Below are 13,346 nucleotides of genomic sequence, written 5' to 3'. Positions count from 1 at the left end.
CCAGGCCAGAACGGCGCGTCCGCTGTAGAGAACAGACAGCGCATTTGTCAGCACATGCCATCGGCACAGACCGGCGCACGCACACTGCTCTAAAGCGCCGGCAAGCCGGGCGGCGGCTTGCGCTTGGCGGAGGCCTGCTCATATGCGTAGGCCAGGCGGAGCAGCTTGTGCTCGCTCCAGGCGCGGCCTGCGAAGGTGATTCCGAGTGGATAGTCAGGCGTGTCCTTGCCGTCGTCTGTCCCCGAAACGAATCCTCCAGGCACCATGACGCTTGGATAACCTGCCTTGGCCGCGATCGACGCACCCATAGCGCCAGGGAACAGCACGGCGTCGAGCTTGTGCTGGTTCATATAGGCATCCATGCCGCGCGTCTTGGCGGAGAGTAGATCCATGGCGCGCGCGGATTTGTATTCACGCTCGCTGAGATCGCCCCTGGTCATCCCCGCGGCGAGAAAGTGGTCCTGGCCGAAACGCAGCGCCCTGTCCGCATTCGCTTCGTTGAAGGCGACGATGTCGGTCATGGTCTTGATGTCCGTGTTGGTCGCCCACTCCTCCAGATACAGATTGAGGTCGTGCTTCAGCTCGTACAGGAAAACAACCGGCGGTCGTGCGATCGTGCCCTTGTGGCGGCTCAACGGGTTGCGGTTGAGCACGGCCATGGTCGTGCCCGGCCCGCCGATCCAGCCTGCTGTCGGCATGCTGGCACGCACGATGACGGCGCCGAGATCCTCCAGCACCTGCATCGCTTCGGCCATCAGCTTGGTCGACCTTGGCGGCAACTTGCCGTAATAGCAATCGTTCAGCGGATCAGCAGGGTCGCTCGGCACGCCGATGCGCGCGCCGTTCATCGCATCGCGCGCGAGGCCTTCGGTGTAATCGGCCGGCCGCCGCTGCTTCTGCGTCGCCGGATCGAGCGGGTCCTTCGCAGCGAGCACGTTGAGCAGCAGCGCCGCGTCGCGCACCGTTCGCGTCATCGGTCCCGCGGTGTCCTGGCTGTGCGCGATCGGCACGATGCCGGCACGGCTGATCAGCCCGACAGTCGGCTTGACGGTGACGAGGCCGTTCTGGCTGGCGGGAAACAGCAGCGAGCCCGAGGTCTCCGTGCCGATCGAGGCCGCACACAGGCCTGCCGCCACCGCGACCGCTGAACCCGCGCTCGAGCCGCCCGGGGGCACAATGGGGATGCCGTGATCGTCCATCAGCGCGGGTGCATAGGGGTTCTTGACCTGGCCGCCCAGCGACGAAAAGCCGTGGGACATGTCGATTGCGAGCATGTTGGAAAACTCGGTCAGGTTGGCCTTGCCGAGGATCACCGCGCCGGCCTCGCGCAGCAGCTTGACGAGCGTGGCATAGTCCCGTGCGCGCGCGCCTTCCAGCGCCAGCGCGCCTGCCGTGGTCGGCTGAGCGTCGCCGGTCGCGATATTGTCCTTCACCATGATCGGGATGCCGGCCAGTGGCCGTTTGGCCGACGGCTTGACGCTATCGAGCTTGCCCGCGATCGCGAGCGCGTCGGGATTGAGCGCGCGTACCGCGTTGAGCTTGGGCCCGTCGCGGTCGTAGGCTTCAATGCGCGCGAGATAGGCTTTGACCAGCGCCGTGGCAGTGACACGCCCATTGGCCAAAGCATGAGCGATATCGCTCAGTGACGCATGATCGAGCCTTGCATGATCGAGCTTTGGGGAGATCGGCGCCTCGGCGCTGACGGCCGCCGCGGCAATGCCGGCATCGCGGCGGGATGGCTTCTTCACGGCTGCCTCGCCTTGCGACGCGTCCCCGACCACGAGACCGCGACGATGCCATCATGCCAGTGTTTTGCCCGACGGGTCAACGTCGGACCCATCGCGTCGACCACGCACGGCGCAACGCGCAAGCCATTGAAATGACTAACCCCGGCTACTGTGCATGGGGTTGTTTTTCAGGTTTTTGTTTTGGCGCTGCCCTCCCCAACGCGTGGAGAGGGCACAGCAACGGACGCCGCCTACTCCCAATACCACGTGGAGAAGTCGTTCTCGAATTGAGGGACTTCCTTCCAGACGCCCTTCAGCTTCTTGTTGATGACAGTCGGCCATTGCGGCTGGAATAGGTAGGCCGAGACTGCATCGGTCGCCAGCATGCGCTGGGCGTCGCCGAGCAGCTTGGCGCGGCCGGCTTCGTCCGGTGTCGAGACAATCTGCTTGTAGAGCGCGTTGAACGCCTCGTTGTTGTACCCGATGTAATAGTCCGACTCGGTGAGCTTGACGAGGTCGAACGGCTCGACATGGCTGACGATGGTGAGATCGAAATTGTGCGGGCCGTTGCCGGCGAACACCTGCGACAGCCACTGCGCCCATTCGACGTTCTCGATTTTGGCGATGATGCCGACCTTGGCGAGCTGGGCCGCGACAATCTCACCGCCCTGCCGCGCATAGGGCGGTGGCGGCAGCTTCAATGACAATTCCAGCGGCGTGGTAACGCCGGCTTCAGTCAGCAGCTTCTTGGCTTTCTCAGGGTCGTAGGGGTTGATGCCGGTGGTGTCGACATAACCGAGTGATCCCGGTGTGTAGAAGCTGCCGATCGGCGTGCCGAACCCCTCGACGGCGCCGTCGATCAATGCCTTGCGGTCGATCGCGGCGAGGATGGCGCGGCGAACGCGGACGTCGTCGAGCGGCTTCTTGCGATGGTTGATGGCCACGATGGTCTTGGCCCTGGAGCCGCCGATCAGCACCGTGAACCGCGGGTCGCTCTTGAACTGAGCAACCACGCGGGTCGCGATACGCGGGAACGCGTCGACGTCGTTCGAGAGCAGCGCCGCGGCTTGCGCGGCCGGATCGGAGATGAAGCGGATCGTCACCTTGGACAGCTTGATCGCAGCGGCGTTGCGGTAGTCGGCCCATTTGTTCAGCGTGATCGAGGAGCCCTTGGCCCAGGCCCCTAACTGATAAGGTCCGGTCCCGACCGGCTGCGTGACATTGGTGGCCGCGCTCTTCGGCTCGACGATCGAGCCGCCCGCCTGTCCGAGCAGGAACGGCAGGTTCGGCTCGGAATATTTCACGGTGATCACGACGGTGTCGGCGTCGGGCGTCTCGACCTTCTCGAAGGCCTGGTACAGGCTCTTGTCCTTGTTGGTGCTGGTCGGTGCCGCGTTGCGCTCGAACGAGAACTTCACCGCAGCGGAATCGAACGCTTCGCCATTGTGGAATTTGACGCCCTTGCGCAGCTTGAACGTATAGGTCTTCAGATCGGGCGAAGCGGTCCAGCTCTCGGCCAGCAGCGGCGAGGTGGAGCCGTCCTCATTGATCTTGGTCAGCGTCTCATAGATGTTGTAGAGCGTGACCTCGGCGATCGCGGCGGCGGCGGCGTTAGTGGGGTCGAGGCCCGGCGGCTCCAGCGTCATCCCCATGACCACGCTGTCCTTCTTGCTCTGCGCCAGCACCGGCAAAGGCGCCGCGACGAGCGCAGCGGCAAATGCGACGATCGATAGTTTCCTGAACATGCGCGAACTCCCCGGCCAATCCTGTTTCCAGCTTTACGCCAATCCTGTCCCGAACACTAACCTTCCATGGCCGCCTGCGGCAACGCCATGACGGCCTCGGCCTTGTGGCAGGCGGCAAGGTGCCCCTCGCCCACCTTGCGTAACTCGGGCGAAACCTCGCGGCAATGCTGGTCGGCAAGGGCGCAGCGTGATGCATAGGGGCATCCGGCCGCCGCCGCCGATTGCGAGGCGATCGCCTGGGCCCCGCGCCGCCGCCGGCCACCACCGGCGCGGGCCCGCGGCACCGCATCCAGCAGCGCCCGCGTATAGGGATGGGCGCCGCGCTCGAACAGATCCTCTGGCCGTCCCTGCTCGACGATGCGGCCGAGATACATCACCGCGACCTCGTCGCAGAGATAGTCGACCACGGCGAGGTCGTGGCTGATCAGGATGTAGCTCAGGCCGAACTGCTCCTGGAGATCCTGCATCAGGTTCAGCACCTGGGCCTGCACGGAGACGTCGAGCGCCGAGACCGGCTCGTCGGCAACGATGAGCTTCGGCTGCGTGATCAGCGCACGCGCAATCGCGATGCGCTGGCGCTGGCCGCCGGAGAACTCGTGCGGATATTTTTCCATGTCCGCATCGCGCAAGCCGACCTGGCGCAGCACCGCGGCGACGCGGTCGCGGAACGTGGTGCGGTCCGCACCCTCCAGCACGGTCAGCGGCTCGGCGACGATCCGGGCGATGGTCTGGCGTGGATCGAGCGAGCCATAGGGGTCCTGGAACACCATCTGGAAATCGCGCCGGGCGCGACGCAGCTCATCGGCCGGCAAGCGGTTGAGATCGCGCCCGAGCAGCGCGACGTGTCCTGCGGTCGGCCGCTCCAGCGCCATCACGACGCGCGCGAAGGTGGACTTGCCGGAGCCGGACTCGCCGACGATGCCGAGGCTCTTGCCGGCCCGGACCTGCACACTGACACCGTTGAGCGCGCGCACCTGCCCCGGCGGACGGAATAGGCTCTCGCGCGGCAGCGTGTAGCGCTGTTCGAGATCCCTGACGTCGAGAAGCGGGGCGGTGCTCATGCGGTCAGCGCTCCGACGCGTTCGGCCATCGACACGTCCGTTCGGATGCAGCGCGCAAAATGGCCGGGGCCGACATCCACCATCGGCGGCAGCGCGGCACGGCACTGGTCGATCACCAGCGGACAGCGATCTGAAAAGGTGCAGCCGGACGGCAGGTCGGCGAGCTCCGGCACCGTGCCCGAGATCGTCTTCAGCCGCGTCCCCTTGCGCGCGCCGAGCTTCGGCCGGGCACGGAACAGGCCCTGGGTGTAGGGATGGCCCATGCGACGGAAGACCTCGCCGGTCGGGCCGCTTTCGACCACGGTGCCGCCATACATCACCATCATGCGCTGCACGTTCTCGGCGATGACGCCGAGATCGTGCGAGATCAGGATCATCGACATGCCGCGCTCCTCGACGAGGTCGGCGATGAGGTCGAGGATCTGGCCCTGGATGGTGACGTCGAGCGCGGTGGTCGGCTCGTCCGCGATCAACAGGTCCGGCTCGCAGGCGAGCGCCATCGCGATGGTGATGCGCTGGCGCTGGCCGCCGGAGAACTGATGCGGATAGGCATCGACGCGCCGTGCCGGATCGGGCAGCCCGACGCGATCGAGCAAGGCGATTGCTTCTTTGCGCGCCTGCGCCGCCGAATAATTCTTGTGACGCCGCAGCGGCTCGGCGACCTGGTTGCCGATCGTGTGCATCGGGTTGAGCGCGGTCATCGGCTCCTGGAAGATCATGCTGATGCGGTTGCCGCGCAGGCGGCAATAGTCGGCATCCGCAAGTCCGACGAGCTCGTCGGCATCCAGCTTGATGCTGCCGGTGACGACGGCACTGTCCGGCAGCAGCCCCATCAACGACAACGCCGTGACCGACTTGCCGCAGCCGGACTCGCCGACGAGCCCGAGCGTCTCGCCGCGCTTCAGCGCAAAGCTGACACCGCGCACGGCCTGCGCCGGCCCACGGCTGGTGTTGAGGCGAACGCCGAGATTTTCGACCTCGATCAGCGGCGTGTCGGAGCGCTCGGCCATCGTCATCGCTCCCGCGCCAGCCGGGGATCGAGCAGGTCGCGCAATCCGTCACCGAGCAGGTTGAGGCCGAGCACCGAGATTGCGATCGCAACGCCCGGATAGACCGCGAGCATCGGCGACTGGAACAGCAGCGTCTGCGCGTCGTTGAGCATCCGACCCCAGGACGGCTGCGGCGGCTGGGTGCCGAGGCCTAGATAGGACAAAGCGGCTTCGGCGAGGATGGCGAGCGCGAACTGGATGGTGACCTGCACGATCAGGATCGACAGGATGTTCGGCAGCACATGCTCGATGGTGATGCGGAAGCGCCCCTTGCCCGCCGCCCGTGCCGCGAGCACGAATTCGCGCGCCCAGATCGCGTTGGCGGAGCCGCGCGTCAGCCGGGTCAAGGTCGGGATCTGGAAGATGCCGATCGCGACGATTGAGGTCACCATGCCGGGCCCGACGACCGCCGCGAGCATGATCGCGGACAGCACGGCCGGAAAGGCGAAGGTGAAATCGGAAAAGCGCATGATGATTTCCTCCGTCCAGCCGCGCCGGGCCGAGGCGATCAGGCCCAACGTGACGCCGAAGGTGAGACCGATGCTGACGGCGATGACACCGACCATGATGGTGGATCGGGCGCCCGCAAGCAGCAGCGAGACGATGTCGCGGCCGAAGGAATCGGTGCCGAGCCAATGCGCCGCCGAGGGCGGGCGGAGCTTTGCGGCGATGTCGATCTCGTGAGGCGACCACGGCGTCCATACCAGCGACAACAGGGCCGAAGCCAGCACCAGAAGGCTCAGCGTGCCACCGAGGACGAAGCTGCGGTGGCGCAACGCGCGGCGCCAGAACGTGCGCGCCGGCAGGGGACGCGGTGCGACGGGTGCGTCGATGACGATGGGCGCGCTCACAGGTCGTGCACCTTGATGCGAGGATCGATGAAGGCATAGAGGACATCGACCACGAAATTGACGATCACGACCATCGCGGCGAGCAGCATCACGCAATTGCGCACCACGATCAGATCGCGGTTGGCGATCGACTGGAAGATCAGACGGCCGAGGCCCGGCAGGTAGAACACGTTCTCGATCACGATGGTGCCGGCGAGCAAATTGGCGAATTGCAGCCCCATCACGGTCATCACGGGGATCATGGCATTGCGCAGCACGTGGCTCCACAGAACCTCGCGCTTGCCGAGGCCCTTTGCGCGGGCGGTGCGGACGAAATCTTCGCGCAGCACTTCGAGCACGGCCGAGCGCGTGACGCGCGCAAGGATCGCGGCCTGCACCACCGCGAGCGAGATCGCGGGCAACAGCAGCGACTTGAGCCCCGGCCAGATGCCGTCCTCCCACCCCGCAAAGCCGCCCGCCGAGAGCCATTGCAGTCGCACCGAGAACAACAGCACCAGGAGAATCGCGAACCAGAAATTCGGCAGCGCGATGCCCACTTGCGTCAACGACATCACGCCGACATCGCCGAGCTTGTTGTGGTTGGCGGCGGTGTAGATGCCGGCCGAGAGCGCCAGCGTCACCGTGATCGTCATCGCCATGATCGCGAGCGGAATGGTCAGCACCAGCCGCTCGGCGATCAGGCTGCCGACCGCGGTGCCGTAGACGTAGGAATTGCCGAGATCGCCGACGGCGAGGCCCTTGATCCATTGCATGTAGCGAACCGCCAGCGGCTGGTCGAGCCCGAGTTTGATGGTGAGCGCGCGGACCGCATCCGGCGAGGCGTCGGCGCCCATCAGCATCTGCGCGGCGTTGCCGGGCAGCGCATCGAGCACCAGGAAGATGATCAGCGATGCGCCGACCAGCGTCGCCAGCAGGGTCAACAGACGTCGGAGGACAAAGACGCTCATGCGTGCTCGGCTTCAGGGCTCACCCGCGGCACGATCAACATGTCTGGACGCCGGAGGCAAGTTCTTTGCACATAACCCCTTTGCGGCATGCCCATCTCCTCAAGCCGGCCAGCGGGACAGAAGATCGCTTGACGCTTCGAACAGAGCGCTCACGCGCAGCAATTCCGCGTCAGCCCGGAAACGGCCGACCAGCTGAAGCCCGATAGGCAAGCCGTCGCGGGCAAAGCCGGAGGGAAGGCTGACGGCGGGATGGCCGGTCATGTTGAACGGCATGGTCCAGGGGAACCAGTGCGGCCGGACGCTGTCGAAATGCCTGCCGTCGATCTCGATGCTGCCGAACAGATCCTGCTTGATCGGCAGCGCGGTGCGCGTCAGCGTCGGCATCGCCAGGAGGTGACCGCGCGCAAGCAGCGATTGCACGCGGCGGAACAACGCGGTGCGCGCGAACATCGCCTCCTGATAGTCGACGCCGCTGACCTCGCTGGCGAGCGCGAGCTGGTTGAGGAAGGCCTCGCTCAGTTCGTCCCGATGCTCGGCTGCAAGCTTGGCAAAGCGCGTGCGCCAGACGGTGTGGTTAATGGCGCGCCAGATCGGCTCGATGTCGAACCCCTCGCCGGAGAATTCCTCGAGCTCGGCCCCCAACCCGGCCAGCCGGTCGAGGCTCACCTTGAAATTGGCGGCGACCTCGGCTGACACCGGACGGCCCGGCGGCGTCAGGCAGTACAGAATCCTTAAGCCGCGTAGATCGCCGCGCGGGGCGGCGGTGCCGATGAAGTCAGGCACGGGCACGCCGATCGACCACGGATCGCAAGGATCCTCGCCAGCCATCGCCTGCATCATCAATGCGGTGTCGGCGACGGTGCGGGTGGTCGGCGTGACATAGGTCTGGTTGCCGAACACATCGAGCGCCTGGCTGTGCGGGATCACGCCGTTGCTCTGCTTCAGGCCCACTACGCCGTTGCAGGCGGCTGGAATTCGCGTCGAGCCGCCGCCGTCGGTCGCAATCGCCAGCGGCGCGATGCCGCTCGCCACGGCGACCGCCGCGCCGCCGCTGGAACCGCCGGAGGAGCGGCAGGCGTCCCACGCATTGCGGGTCCGACCGAACAAGGGTGAATCGGTGAGGCACTTGCTGCCGAACTCCGGCGTCGTGGTCTTGCCGATCAGGATTGCACCCTCGCTGCGCAGCCGCGCGACGGCGACGGCATCCTCGGTCGGCACATTATTCTTGTAGGGAACGGCGCCGAACGTGGTCTTGACCCCCTTGGTATTGACGATGTCCTTGACGGTTACGGGGATGCCGTGCAGCAGGCCGAGCGGTTCGCCCGCCATCACCTTGCGCTCGGCTTCGCGCGCCGCAGCGATCGCCTCGTCGCCGCACAACGTGATGAAGCAATTCAATTCGGGCTGGAGGGCCTCGGCGCGGGCAAGCACCGCGCGGGTGAGCTCGACTGGCGAAATCCGCTTTGCCGCGACGAGACCGCGCAGCTCGGTTGCGGACAACAGACAGGGATCGCCATTCATCGTCACATCACGCTCCGAAGCGAGCCGCCATTGGCCCGTAGACATTGACAGCGAGAATGACAGTTTTGTTAACTCGCCGTCCAATACGATTTTTGTCGCCAACCCATACGCTCTCGGTATGCCAATGGATCTTCGCCGGCTCCGCTATTTCGTCGCCGTCGCCGAGGCCCGCAGCATCGGCAAGGCGGCCGAGCAGCTCCGGATGGCGCAGCCGCCGCTTTCGGTCCAGATCCGCAAGCTCGAGGCCGAGATCGGCGCGCCGCTGTTCCGCCGCGGCACCCGTGGCATGGATCTGACCGAGGCGGGCCAGGCGTTGCTGGCGCGCGCCAGCGAAGCGCTGGCGTTGGCGGCCGACGGCGCCGAAGCCGCGCGCGCGGTTGCTTCGGGACGGCGCGGCCGGCTGTCGGTGGGTTACATGTTCGTGCTGGCGAATGCGATGCTGCCGCGGCTCATCCCCGAACTGCGCCGCGCGGTTCCCGGCGTCGACCTCAGCTTTGTTGAGCTCAGCGCCTCGACGCGCGAGGCCCGCGTGCTCGACCGCAGTGTCACGGTCGCGCTGTGCATGCCCGCAATCAATCATCCCGAGATACAGGTGGCAAAGATCGGTGCACAGCCTTTCATGCTGGCCATGCCGATCCGCTCGCCACTCGCCCGCTTGAGCTCCGTGCCGATGGCCCGGCTGCAGGGTCGCCCGCTGATCGCACTTCCGCATCCCGACCATGGGCCCGCCTCCTCCGCGGTTGTCCCTTTATTGCGTCGGCACCAAGTGGTGATGCCGATCGCCAGCCGGGTGGAGACGGTGCATTCGGCGATGAGCCTGGTCCTGGCCGGCGAAGGTCTCGCCATCCTGCCGGCCTGCGCACGACTCGGCGCGCCACGCGGAGTCGTGTTCAGACCGCTGCGCGACGTCGCTGACTCCCTCGACATCGCAGTCTGTTGGCGGCGGGACTCCCACAGTCCGCTGATCGGAACCTTCGTCAAATGTGCCGAGAAGGCCGTCGCGCGGATGTGACGTGGACTACCAGCTCCAATTGATCTCGTGGCTCCAGGGGGGATCGGCGCCCGGACGGGTGCAGGTCAGGCCCGCACAATTGGCGGCGAAGGACAGGGCACGGCGGAGTTCGTCCGCGCCGATGTCCTGCAATCTCGGTCGGGCGATGTGACCCTGCTTGTACAGGGCGAACAGCAGTGCCGCCTGAAAGCTGTCGCCGGCGCCAATCGTGTCGACGACCTCGACCTTTGGTGCTTGCACTTCGATCTGCCCGGCTTGCGCATGCCACGCGATGGCGCCGTTGCTGCCGCGGGTGATGACGATAAGGCTTGTGCCCTGCCGCAGCAATGTGCTCGCGCGCTGCTGATAAGGCTCCTCGCCGAAGAGATAGGCGAAATCGACATCCGACATCTTGATGAGATCGGCTCTTCCGGCGAACTCGGCCATACGGCCGAGATAGGCTGGCTTGTCCTTGACGAGGTTCGGTCTGCAGTTCGGATCGAAGGAGATCGTGGACGACGGCCGCGCGTCTGCGATCAGGGCCTTGGTCTCGGCCGCACCCTGGTCGTTGACCAGCGTAGTCGAGCCGACATGGACGGCCTCGACCGTATCGAACGGAATGGACCCATGCCGATAAGTCCAGCTCCGCGTCGCGGTTTCGGCATCGTAGAAGGCGTAGTGCGACTCGCCTTCGACAATGCGGACAAAGGCAAGCGTGGTCTGGTGGTCGCTGCGGGTGGCGAGATCGAGGTCAACATTGGAGGCTGCTGCGTGATCGGCGATCATGCGGCCGAACAGGTCGGTCGAAATGCCGCCGACAAAGCCGGTCGGCGCGCCCAACCGCGCCATTCCGATCGCGACGTTCAGGCAGGAGCCGCCGACCGCGGGCATCACCGCTTCGCGCCCTTCGACGCTTCGCGTCGGCACGAAATCGATCAGCGCATCGCCGCAGGCAATCAGCATGTCCTTCAACCTTTCGCGACGCTGCGCATCGCGGCACGGCTGCCGCGATCGAGCTCGCGCAGCAGCTTGTAGACCTCGCGCTTGCGGGCGTGGAACGCGGCCATGTCCGGCGCGGTCGGCTCGCTCTTGCGTCCAAGCGCCGACATCTTGGCCATGGTCTCGTCGATCGAGGCACAGGCGCCACCGGCGACCGCCCCGAGCATCGCGGCGCCCAGCAGCACCGGCTCTTTGGTCTGCGGCAGCGCGACGGTGAGGCCGGTGGTGTCGGCCATGATCTGGCGGACCAACGGACTGCGGCTGGCACCGCCGCCCATGATCATGATGCTGGACCGGACCCCATGCGCGGCAAAAGCCTCGATGACCTCAGCAAGCCCATAGGCAAGACCACAGAGGCCGGCGACGAACAGCCGCTCCATCGAGGCGATGTCGGTGTCGAGATCGAGGCCCGCGATCACCGCGCGCGTGTCGGGATCGGCATGGGGCGAGCGATTGCCGATGAATTCCGGCAGCACGTGGACGTCGTGCGCCAACAGCGCGGCACGGCTGGCATCGCCGGCACGCGCGATGATGCGGCGCTCGAGGAAATCGATGAGGTCGAGGCCTTCGCCCCGCGCCGCCGCGCTCGCCTCGCCATGGCCAGGATGCGACTTGAGGAGATGATCGATCGCAGCGCCCGCGGCGGACTGCCCGCCTTCATTGAGCCAGAACTCCGGCACCATGCCGGAATAATACGGGCCCCAAACGCCCGGCACGAAGCACGGCTCCTTCGTCGTCGCCATGATGCAGGCCGACGTTCCCATGATGTAGGCGAGACGGTCGCTGACATCGCTCGCGCCGCCCGCCCCGTCACGGCCGCCGATCGCACCGATGCCGCCGGCATGGGCATCGATCAGGGAGGCGCCGACCGGAGTGCCCGGAGGAAGGCCGAACTCGGCCGCGGCTGCCGGCGTGAGCCCGGCGCCGAGGCGCGTACCGGGCGCAACGATCTCGGTCCCGATCCGCGCGTATTTCTCGGCGACGAAGTCGGAGAGGCCGATGCGCTTGAAGAACGGCGCGCTCCAGCCGCCGCCGTCATGGGCGAGATAGTTCCACTTGCAGGTGACGGTGCAGGTCGAGCGCTGCAGCGCGCCGGTCGCCCGCCAGGTCAGATAATCGGCCAGATCAAAGAAGTGACCGGCGGCATCGAAACTTGCGCGCAGATGCCGCTTCAGCCAAAGCAGCTTCGGCATCTCCATCTCCGGCGAGATCGAGCCGCCGACATAGCGCAGCACAGCATCCTCGGTCTCGTTGATCAGCCGCGCCTCGGCCGTGGCGCGATGGTCCATCCAGACGATGACATTACGCTGCGCCTCGCCGGAGGTGCTGACGGTGAGAGGCTCGCCTTGCGGATCGAGCGCCACGAGGGAACAGGTGGCGTCGAAACCGATGCCGCCGATGCTGCTCGGCGCAATCGCTGCTTCCGCCATCGCCGCGCGCACCGATTTGGCGCAGGCCTGCCAGATGTCCTCTGACGACTGCTCAACGATGTCGCCGGCCTCGTGCCAGATCCTGATCGGATGCCGGGCCGTCGCGAGCAGCGTGCCGGCCTCGTCAAACACCCCTGCCCGCGTGCTCGTGGTCCCCACGTCGACGCCGATATACGCTCGCGGCATGGTCTCTCCCGGTCGCCTTCCGCCCGTTTTGACGGTGAGCCTACCAGCAAGTGTAGCCGCCATCCACCAGCACGATGCTGCCGGTCATCAGGCTCGCGGCCTCGGACGAGAGGAACAGCACGACGGAGGCGATCTCCTCGACCTGCCCCATGCGCGCCATCGGGGTTCCACCGATCCAGGCGTCATACATTTTCGGATTGCTCTTCACGAAGGCGTTGAGCGGCGTCTCGATATAGGTCGGCGCCACCGCGTTGACGCGGATGCCGCGCGCGCCCCATTCGGCGGCCAGCGACTTGGTCAGATGGTGCACGGCAGCCTTGGAGGCGTTGTAGAAGCACTGCTCCTGCGGCTTGTTGACGATGAAGCCGCTCATCGAACCGATATTGACGATGGCGCCGCTTCCAGCCTTCAACATGTGCTTGCCGAACTCGCGACAGCACCAGAAGGTGCCGTTGAGATTGACATCGATGACATTGAGCCAATGCTCGTCGGTAACGGTCTCGGCCGGCGTCTCGCTCCGCGCGATGCCGGCATTGTTGACGAGGATGTCGACCCTGCCATGGCGGGCGACGAGATCATTTGCCACCTCCGCCACGCGTGTGGTGTTGGTGACGTCCATGACCGCAGTCTCGATGTCGTAGCCCTTCGCTCTCAGGCTGGCTTTGGCGCCGTCGGCGACCTTGCCGTCGAGGTCGCCAATGATGACCTTCGCACCGGCCTCGGCCAGCGCCTCCGCGCAGGCGAGGCCGATGCCCTGGCCGCCGCCGGTGATGAACGCGGTCTTGCCGCTCAGCCTGAATTTTTCCAGATACATGATCGTCTTTCCGTTTTCTTGCCGT

Annotated in this window: 11 protein-coding genes; 1 reads left to right on the top strand and 10 read right to left on the bottom strand. The window is 66.0% G+C overall.

Annotated features, from left to right (window positions below; all coding sequences use genetic code 11):
• Positions 1–89: 89 nt before the first annotated feature.
• The 7 genes from HZZ16_RS01080 to HZZ16_RS01050 all read right to left on the bottom strand — a co-directional run bounded on the left by HZZ16_RS01080 (position 90) and on the right by HZZ16_RS01050 (position 8,901).
• Positions 90–1,748, bottom strand: coding sequence for an amidase family protein (locus HZZ16_RS01080; protein WP_197946618.1), 1,659 nt, complete (start codon positions 1,746–1,748; stop codon positions 90–92).
• Between the two features lie 230 nt (positions 1,749–1,978).
• Complete coding sequence (locus tag HZZ16_RS01075; protein ID WP_197946617.1) at positions 1,979–3,472, bottom strand: ABC transporter substrate-binding protein; 1,494 nt, start codon at positions 3,470–3,472, stop codon at positions 1,979–1,981.
• 56 nt (positions 3,473–3,528) lie between these two features.
• Positions 3,529–4,533, bottom strand: coding sequence for an ABC transporter ATP-binding protein (locus HZZ16_RS01070; protein WP_197946615.1), 1,005 nt, complete (start codon positions 4,531–4,533; stop codon positions 3,529–3,531).
• Positions 4,530–5,543, bottom strand: a complete 1,014-nt coding sequence (locus HZZ16_RS01065; RefSeq protein ID WP_197946613.1) for an ABC transporter ATP-binding protein — start codon at positions 5,541–5,543, stop codon at positions 4,530–4,532. Before HZZ16_RS01065 ends, HZZ16_RS01070 begins: the two co-directional genes overlap by 4 nt.
• Positions 5,544–5,545: 2 nt before the next feature.
• Positions 5,546–6,433 carry an ABC transporter permease gene (locus HZZ16_RS01060; protein WP_197946612.1) on the bottom strand — a complete coding sequence of 296 codons (888 nt, stop codon included), beginning with the start codon at positions 6,431–6,433 and terminating at the stop codon, positions 5,546–5,548.
• Positions 6,430–7,380 (bottom strand): ABC transporter permease, encoded by a 951-nt coding sequence (locus tag HZZ16_RS01055; protein ID WP_197946611.1) that lies wholly within the window; start codon positions 7,378–7,380, stop codon positions 6,430–6,432. The genes HZZ16_RS01060 and HZZ16_RS01055 overlap by 4 nt, the downstream gene beginning before the upstream one ends.
• 99 nt (positions 7,381–7,479) lie before the next feature.
• The gene (locus HZZ16_RS01050) at positions 7,480–8,901 is read right to left on the bottom strand and encodes an amidase (RefSeq protein ID WP_197947250.1); all 1,422 of its coding nucleotides are present in this window, start codon (positions 8,899–8,901) and stop codon (positions 7,480–7,482) included.
• A 124-nt stretch (positions 8,902–9,025) separates the two neighbouring features.
• Between HZZ16_RS01050 and HZZ16_RS01045 the strand changes: the two genes are divergently transcribed.
• On the top strand, positions 9,026–9,913 hold the full coding sequence (locus HZZ16_RS01045; protein WP_197946610.1) for a LysR family transcriptional regulator: 888 nt from the start codon (positions 9,026–9,028) through the stop codon (positions 9,911–9,913).
• 6 nt (positions 9,914–9,919) lie between these two features.
• Here the strand turns inward: HZZ16_RS01045 and HZZ16_RS01040 are convergent, their stop codons facing one another.
• Genes HZZ16_RS01040 through HZZ16_RS01030 form a run of 3 tightly spaced genes read right to left on the bottom strand, consistent with a single transcriptional unit; the run spans position 9,920 to position 13,321 of the window.
• Positions 9,920–10,855 (bottom strand): carbohydrate kinase family protein, encoded by a 936-nt coding sequence (locus tag HZZ16_RS01040; protein WP_197946609.1) that lies wholly within the window; start codon positions 10,853–10,855, stop codon positions 9,920–9,922.
• 5 nt (positions 10,856–10,860) lie between these two features.
• Positions 10,861–12,507: an FGGY-family carbohydrate kinase gene (locus HZZ16_RS01035; protein ID WP_197946608.1), complete on the bottom strand. Its 1,647-nt coding sequence runs from the start codon at positions 12,505–12,507 to the stop codon at positions 10,861–10,863.
• A gap of 40 nt (positions 12,508–12,547) precedes the next feature.
• Entirely contained in the window at positions 12,548–13,321 is a 774-nt protein-coding gene (locus HZZ16_RS01030) for an SDR family NAD(P)-dependent oxidoreductase (RefSeq protein WP_197946607.1), read from the bottom strand.
• Positions 13,322–13,346: the final 25 nt, after the last annotated feature.

Source organism: Bradyrhizobium glycinis, from assembly GCF_016031655.1.
GTDB classification, from domain to species: domain Bacteria; phylum Pseudomonadota; class Alphaproteobacteria; order Rhizobiales; family Xanthobacteraceae; genus Bradyrhizobium; species Bradyrhizobium glycinis.
Note: the sequence above shows the minus strand (reverse complement) of the source record. Positions and strands in the feature narration are given on the sequence as shown.

Coding starts and splice junctions, on each gene's coding strand:
- HZZ16_RS01075 (WP_197946617.1), bottom strand. CDS start 3,472: ATGTTCAGGAAACTATCGATCGTCGCATTTGCCGCTGCGCTCGTCGCG.
- HZZ16_RS01070 (WP_197946615.1), bottom strand. CDS start 4,533: ATGAGCACCGCCCCGCTTCTCGACGTCAGGGATCTCGAACAGCGCTAC.
- HZZ16_RS01065 (WP_197946613.1), bottom strand. CDS start 5,543: ATGGCCGAGCGCTCCGACACGCCGCTGATCGAGGTCGAAAATCTCGGC.
- HZZ16_RS01055 (WP_197946611.1), bottom strand. CDS start 7,380: ATGAGCGTCTTTGTCCTCCGACGTCTGTTGACCCTGCTGGCGACGCTG.
- HZZ16_RS01050 (WP_197947250.1), bottom strand. CDS start 8,901: ATGAATGGCGATCCCTGTCTGTTGTCCGCAACCGAGCTGCGCGGTCTC.
- HZZ16_RS01045 (WP_197946610.1), top strand. CDS start 9,026: ATGGATCTTCGCCGGCTCCGCTATTTCGTCGCCGTCGCCGAGGCCCGC.
- HZZ16_RS01040 (WP_197946609.1), bottom strand. CDS start 10,855: ATGCTGATTGCCTGCGGCGATGCGCTGATCGATTTCGTGCCGACGCGA.
- HZZ16_RS01035 (WP_197946608.1), bottom strand. CDS start 12,507: ATGCCGCGAGCGTATATCGGCGTCGACGTGGGGACCACGAGCACGCGG.
- HZZ16_RS01030 (WP_197946607.1), bottom strand. CDS start 13,321: ATGTATCTGGAAAAATTCAGGCTGAGCGGCAAGACCGCGTTCATCACC.